The sequence below is a fragment of the Butyricimonas synergistica DSM 23225 genome (genome assembly GCF_000379665.1).
Classification (GTDB): Bacteria; Bacteroidota; Bacteroidia; order Bacteroidales; family Marinifilaceae; genus Butyricimonas; species Butyricimonas synergistica.
On the sequence record NZ_KB903362.1, the window covers coordinates 1 to 7,333 of the forward strand.

Consider the following 7,333-nt stretch of genomic DNA (forward strand, 5'->3'; position numbering starts at 1 on the left):
AATGTTTCTTAGTTACCAAACCTTCCCTTTCAATGCAATATTCTTATTTTTCAAGTGACAAAAGGGGATTTTAGATAAAAAATAGGGATTTTGCCCCTGTTTAAACACCCATTTAAACACCCATTTTTCAAATGCCAATGTTCAGCTAAACACATCTTAGCTATGAGCACATCAATTTCTATCTATTTCAGAAAAGAAAAAGTCAACAAACACAATGAATCTTTTATCTGTGCAAAAATCAGTCATAACAACGAATTTAAAAGAATCAGTCTTGGCATAAAAATTAATGCAAATGATTGGGATTTTGAATACAATAAGGTGAAAGAAAACGCACCCAATAGAGAATATCTCCAACTTCTTATTGATATGGAAATCCAAAAAATAAACAAGAAAATTCTAAACTATCAAATACAAAATCAACCCTTTACACTTGATGACCTGCTAGGGATCACTGAAAAGAAACTTAAATCTTTAACCATTAAGCATTATTTCCAAAAAGAAATAACCACACTACAAGCTGCTGGGCAATTTAGTTCAGTCTCTAAATACAAGTACTGTCTATCATCCTTGTGTAAATATCGCTCTATGGATATCCCCTTCACTGATATAAACTATAAATTTTTAATTGAATTTGAAATGTTCCTTAGAAAAGCAGAACTTGCAGACAACAGTATTGCGACCCTATTCAGTACCCTAAAAGCAGCCTTCAATTCAGCCTTAGACCAAGGACTTTTCACTTGCAAGGAATCTCCATTCAAGAAATTTAAAGTTGGCAGACTATGGATTCCCACCCAAAAGAGAGCCATACAAAAAGAGAATATTTATGAATTGAAAGCAATTAACCTGTCTGATTTTGGTAAAAATCCAAGCCCATATTTGGAACTTGCCATAGATACATTCATGTTTTCTTACTACACAGCAGGCATCAACTTCAAAGATATAGCCACCTTAAAATACAAAAACATGGATACAGATCATATTTATTATTCAAGAAGCAAGACCCAGAAAAATTTGACCATTAAATTGCTCCCAGAAGCTTTAGCGATACTGAACAAATACATAAAAAAGGATTTTGATATTGAAGACTATATTTTCCCCATTTTAAATAGACATATCCATACCACAGAACAACAAAAATTTAATCGTATTCAAAAGACTAGAAGAAAAATCAACCAAAATTTACAACTCCTTAGCAAAAAACTTAATGTAAATATAAAGCTAACAACCTATGTGGCAAGCCACACATTTGCAAGTGTTTTACAGAAATCAGGTGTTAATATTGGTATTATTTCTGAATCACTAGGACATACAAACCAAAAAACAACTCAAATTTATTTGAATGGTTTTGAAAACACCCAGATAGATGAAGCCATGAAAAATTTACGCTAAAATTTAATATAAATGTAACCAAAACAACTTATAGAAGTGATTATTGTTACATTTGCATATAACAGAATTAGACTTGTAATTACAGGTCTAATTCTATATTTCATCAAATTTTAGAACTGTAAGATCATGAAGTCAAACTCTAAAGATAGACTAAAGGTTGTAAATGGAAATTTACTGATATTTGATAAAACCACCCCTCTTGTAACTAATGATAATACAGATGAAAAAAACACCCCCACTATACCAGCAGAAAAACTTGCTTTATTACTTGAAAATTTCAAAAAAGAACATCCTGATTTAGCCCTGCTAGATGATATGGAAAATGGAGCAAGACTGGATAATTATATAGGTTTAAATGGTTGTCTTATTACTAATGAAAAAAAAGCACAAGTATATGAAGTAGGAATTCCCACAAGTAATCAAACAAATATCCCCAAAAGAAGAGGATTCAATTTTTACATTATTGGAGATTGCAAACTAAGTCAGGTACTTAGTAACCTACCATATGGAATATTAAATAAAAACAAAACAGGAATTGGAGCAACAACACTAGAATTAAATGCTAATAGAAATTCCATAATTGTTGTTCCAACTAAAAATTTAGCATATAATAAAGCCCAAACAGGACAAGGGAAATATCTGTATGTTGGAAGTACTATTAATGGGAAGGCAAATTCAGGCTCCACACAAAAAGATATTATCAAATACATAACAAACAGGTCAATTCATCCCAAGAAAATTATAACTGTTGCTGATAGTCTAAAGAAAGTACTGAACGCTCTGGACTATTTGAAAATAGATAGGAATGATTATTTTCTTACAGTGGATGAAGTGGATATAATTCAATCTGACAGCACATTCAGACCAAAACTTGAAAATGTCATAGATTATTATTTTACATTTAACAAAGAACATAGGTGTTTATTATCTGCAACTATGGGTGAATTTTCTCATCCAGAGGTAAGAAAAGAACCTTTAATTGAAATTGAATTTCAAATTCCAGCAAAAAGAACTATCAATTTGTGCAGAACAGATAATCCAGACCAACTAGTTCATGACCTTATCCAAGCATTAGAAGAGTCTGGAAAAATAGTCATTGCTTACAATTCATTAACCCAAATTCAAATTATTATTGAATTACTTCAAGCATATGCCATAAAAGATATTAAACATAAGGAAGAGCAAAAGAGGGTAAAACAAGAGATTAAAAATAAATGTGGAATATTATGTAGTGATGCAAGTAGATACAAGGTTAAGGAATTCTATCAAGAATTAGCTGTAAATGAAAACAACCAAGTATTACTCCCCAGGAAAATAAACTTCATGACCTGTGCCTTCTTTGTTGGACTTGATATTAATGAGCCATTTCATTTGATTTCAGTTTCCAATATATTTGTCCCATATACATTACTATCACCTAATAAATACACCCAGATAGCAGGCAGAGGTAGAAAAGGATTACTTTCAGAATACATTGTATTCAATACATATGACAACAAACATAGTAATGAAAGATTTAATATAGAATCTTACAGGAATGATTTGATAGAAAAAGCGAAAGAAATTGAAACATTATACGCTGCCACCAAAGCCATTTGCAAGAGGAATTCAACAATAATTCCCATGTGCAATAAAGTTAATAATGCTATTCAATCAGCAGCAACAGAAAATATTGAGGGTATTGCACCTATTCCTCTAACTTATCAAGACATAAATGGTGATTATAAAGTTTCTTATTTTAATATAGATGCCCTATGTGAAAAAAAGCAATTAAAAAATGAACTATATGCAACTCCTGATGCCTTAGAAAAAGCACTGAATAAAGAAGGGCATCATGTGATTTTCACTTATAACGAAATCCCATATTCAAACATTCAAAAACAAGTTGCTAAAAATGTAGGAGAAGAGAACAATGAATCATTAAAAGAAAATATGGAAACAGCTATTTCTGAACTGATAAAATTAGATAATGAAAATACTCTTTCAGATGCAATCTTGCAAGAACACATAAACCATTGCAATATGGATATGAAAACACTTTATGAAAGGGTTCTATCACTATACAAGTATATCAATTTAGAAATTCTTATTTCAAAACTTGTTAAGGATGAAAACACATTGAAAGGGATAGACAAAGATCAATATGAGCAATTGTACCAAAGTATCATCTTGTGGGCTCTTGATGATAACCACAATTTCAAAAAAGTCATGAAAGATACATTTTTACAGGAAGATAAAAGATTTACTCCTGAATTAATAAAGAATAATATGGAAAGAATATATAGTGATTTTGGACTTCCTCACTCAAAAACAACTTCTGTTACTCTATTCAGGAAATTTTTTAAAACAACAGAAAACAATGACAAGAATGGTATTGGCAGGTACTTTCTTGTAAAAGGATTGCTCATTGATTCTTTAAAAGCAGAGCATAAAGAAATTATCCCAGACAATGCAGATATAACTTCACTATTTAAAGTATGAATCTATAATTAAAATAAAAAACAGTCATCCAACCCCATATTTTGGAAACCAATCATTATTATAGCAAAATATGGAAACAAAAAATGAACAACTACTAAAGGTAGCAGAGGTGGAATTATCTTACAAAACCACCATTAAAGCTAAAGATAGAATAAAAATCAATGATGCAAATGATGTTTATACCCTATCCAAGCAACTACTAGGAAATAGCATGGAACATCATGAGGAGGTGTACTTGATAATGCTTAACAATAGCATGAAAGTATTGGGGGTATCACAAGTTAGTAAAGGAGGTACAAATCAAACCATTGTTGATCCAAAGATCATCTTACAACTATCCATTCTATCCAATGCCTCAAAGGTCATCTTAATCCATAACCATCCTTCTGGTGGACTAAAACCAAGTTGGCAAGATGATAACCTAACTAAAACAATCAACAAAATTATGACCTTACTAGAAATCCCATTAATAGATCATGTAATTGTGACAGCAGAGGGATATTACAGTTATTGTGATAAAGATAGGATAGACATATTGAATAAAACTGTATCCACCTCCAAAAATTCATCACCTTTTATTGATCTGAATAATATATCTTGGGCTAATAGCCACAACATCAATCAATAACATGAAATAAGGCTTCAAATCTTTAATTTAAGACACTTTCTTTTTTGGTTAATATTTCCTCTTAAGAAAAAAAATAAGTAGCTATAATTCAATTAAATACTATATTTCAAAGTATTACAATCAAGAGAACGAGGAAGAAAAATTAACATGGTACTGATGTTGCATTTAGATGTATATAATATATCAAACTAACTGCAACAATTACAGTTCTAATTTTTCATGATATATAGAATTAAACCTGTAATGAATCACATTGAATGTAGAACTACCAAGGAAGATAGAAATATTCCATCCCATACTCAAGATTGAAACAAATATTATATTTTTGTCTTATACAGCCCATGCAGCACTTGTTTATGATGCTGATTATTCCTATTTTTGTATTGTTGGAGTGAGAGATCATTCTGGCAAACATAGTAGAATAAAGAGGCATTAATTTATCCTTCATTTGGAAATCTGGTAAATTTTTGAATTGATATAAGGGTAAAACAAGTGCTTGCCTTCTCATGCATATTATTATCAAAATAATATATGGGTTAGGCATGGGCTGTTTTTATTTAATATCAAGGGTTATTACCAGAACCTCCAAGTGAAATAAATTACAGTTTCCATGCCTTCTTTTTGTGTAATGACCTTTTGGAAACTGAAGGATTATTTTACATTTAACATGAAATTTAAATTTTTTATTTCCATGCTGTCATTCATCCTCCTTTTCTGTTTTGCAGGGTGTAATGATGATGATTATTCAGATGACATTGATGCTTTAAAAAAAGAACTGGAAGAGACAAAAGCATCTATTAAAACCATCCAAGATTTAACCAGTGCCTTGCAAAATCAACTCTTCATCAATTCTTATGAAAAAACAGAGAATGGCTACACCCTAAAAATGAGTGATGGAAGCACTATATCTGTCACCCAAGGACAGAAAGGGGAAGATGGAATAGATGGAGAAAATGGAACAAATGCTCCAACTATTACTGATATTAATGAAACTGAAAATGCTTTGGAATTTGTATTTAGTGATGGAAGTGTTATATCTCTTCCTAAAGAAGAGAAATATGATGTGATTACATTTGAAGTTACAAGTACATTTAGTGGTCTAAATGTAGAGTTATTATTTTCTGAATTTAGTGGGAACTATATTGGCTATGGAGTTTCATATCCATATCCAGAAAATTTAGAGATCAATTGGGGAGATGGAAGGATCACAAGAAGTAGTAAACATGAATATAAAGAAGCTGGGACTTACACAGTAACTATTAAAGCAAAAAAGATTTATGGCTTAGCATTTCAAAGTGGAAATAGGTATAGCAACATTGACATTTCAAAATGTTCAAATATACAATATCTTGATTTATCCAGATGTGAAGGAGATATGAAAATTTGCAATTCTCTCAACCTTGTTGAAATTGATGGATTTTATGACATAACAAAGCTAAATTTAGAAAACCTACCTAATTTAAGATGTGTAAATATTGGAGGAAGTCCTATGGCAAAAGAATTTCCATTAGAATCATTGAACATCATTAATTGCCCTAATATTGAAATCTTATATATACCCTACACAAAACTTACAAGTATAGATATTAGTGGATTAAAAAACTTGTATGAATTCAATTGTAATAATTCTTCCATTTCCACAATATGGGTATGGGAAGAGTTTGATCCTACAAGTTTTGATAATTGTCTTGTACCAGAAGGAGTGGAATATAAAGTAAAACAATAAATACATGAGGAGGGAGGACAATATAATCACTCCCCCCTCTTCTCTTAATAGAATCTTTATCCCCCTACCCTTCATAAAAAACAATCATCACCTATTAAAGCATGGTAATAAAAGGTATTTTTTGAGGCAAATTACAACACTATTACCAGCAGATGAAGTCAAAAAATATTTAAGTTCTACCCACTCTGAAAAGGAAGGAGGCACTGGCTTAGGCTGGTGTTTCCTTTTGAAATCATGTTATATCTTTGCCTTAATAGATAATCAATTTATGGTTAGTTACTGAAAAGTATTATTGATAATTTTAAAGGATTATATATCAATCCATAATAGATAATAAATATTATTGCCCCCTCTGTTTGCATTAAAATTGATTGATTTTCACTCTCTCAACAGTTTTTACTGTTGGTGCATAGTATAAGGCTGGGGGCTAGAATGCAAACAAAGAAACACCTTGCTATTGGACACAGGAGTATTTACCTGATCCAACAATGCTCCATTTCACTAATTTACTCCCCCAAAAGGAGAGAAGGACATTGAAGTTTAGATAAGATTTTAAGATAAGATTATTGAATACATGGTCTTTTGACCTAGAAAATTGATACAAATATAATACATAAATTAACAAAATCCAAATTTTTAAAGACTTATTTTTGATATTATTTACATTTTCCATTCAAAAATCAATCCAGATGCTTTACATTCACAGCATTCAATTAAAATCAAAAATAAGGCTCTTTTTAAGCCATTATAGCCACTTTCATATAAAACAACACCATGAATACTAGTTAAATTAAAACCCATAGACTTTCTCTTACATCATGAGAAACAGGCATTATCATCAAACTTATAAACTTGTTCTATATATCAGTACAAGTAATTAATAGTTAGAGAAATCACAAACAATTCAAGTTTAATCAAGAACTGACATTCTGGCAATTTGAAAATATAAAATCCCCAATTTGTCACCCTATTTAAAAACAGAGTTTACATAGCTAATAAGTAACTATATATCAACAAATTGCTGTTGTAGCTCAGGGGTAGAGCACTTCCTTGGTAAGGAAGAGGTCATGGGTTCAAATCCCATTAACAGCTCAGGAGAAGCAGTCTGT

4 protein-coding genes and 1 tRNA gene are annotated in these 7,333 nt (G+C 30.8%); all 5 read left to right on the forward strand.

What is annotated here, in order from left to right:
- Nucleotides 1–162: 162 nt before the first annotated feature.
- The 5 genes from A3CY_RS0112370 to A3CY_RS0112400 all read left to right on the forward strand — a co-directional run bounded on the left by A3CY_RS0112370 (nt 163) and on the right by A3CY_RS0112400 (nt 7,316).
- Entirely contained in the window at nt 163–1,389 is a 1,227-nt protein-coding gene (locus A3CY_RS0112370) for a site-specific integrase (RefSeq protein WP_026207616.1), read from the forward strand.
- A 126-nt stretch (nt 1,390–1,515) separates the two neighbouring features.
- Nucleotides 1,516–3,870, forward strand: a complete 2,355-nt coding sequence (locus tag A3CY_RS0112375) for a DEAD/DEAH box helicase (RefSeq protein ID WP_018338239.1) — start codon at nt 1,516–1,518, stop codon at nt 3,868–3,870.
- 70 nt (nt 3,871–3,940) lie between these two features.
- Nucleotides 3,941–4,498, forward strand: a complete 558-nt coding sequence (locus A3CY_RS20990; RefSeq protein WP_018338240.1) for a JAB domain-containing protein — start codon at nt 3,941–3,943, stop codon at nt 4,496–4,498.
- A 691-nt stretch (nt 4,499–5,189) separates the two neighbouring features.
- Nucleotides 5,190–6,224: a PL29 family lyase N-terminal domain-containing protein gene (locus tag A3CY_RS0112390; protein ID WP_155828319.1), complete on the forward strand. Its 1,035-nt coding sequence runs from the start codon at nt 5,190–5,192 to the stop codon at nt 6,222–6,224.
- A 1,020-nt stretch (nt 6,225–7,244) separates the two neighbouring features.
- A tRNA-Thr gene (locus tag A3CY_RS0112400) sits at nt 7,245–7,316 on the forward strand.
- Nucleotides 7,317–7,333: the final 17 nt, after the last annotated feature.

Bases quoted from the DNA above. Each gene is read 5' to 3' on its own strand.
- A3CY_RS0112370 (WP_026207616.1), top strand. From the start codon at position 163: ATGAGCACATCAATTTCTATCTATTTCAGAAAAGAAAAAGTCAACAAA.
- A3CY_RS0112375 (WP_018338239.1), top strand. From the start codon at position 1,516: ATGAAGTCAAACTCTAAAGATAGACTAAAGGTTGTAAATGGAAATTTA.
- A3CY_RS20990 (WP_018338240.1), top strand. From the start codon at position 3,941: ATGGAAACAAAAAATGAACAACTACTAAAGGTAGCAGAGGTGGAATTA.
- A3CY_RS0112390 (WP_155828319.1), top strand. From the start codon at position 5,190: ATGCTGTCATTCATCCTCCTTTTCTGTTTTGCAGGGTGTAATGATGAT.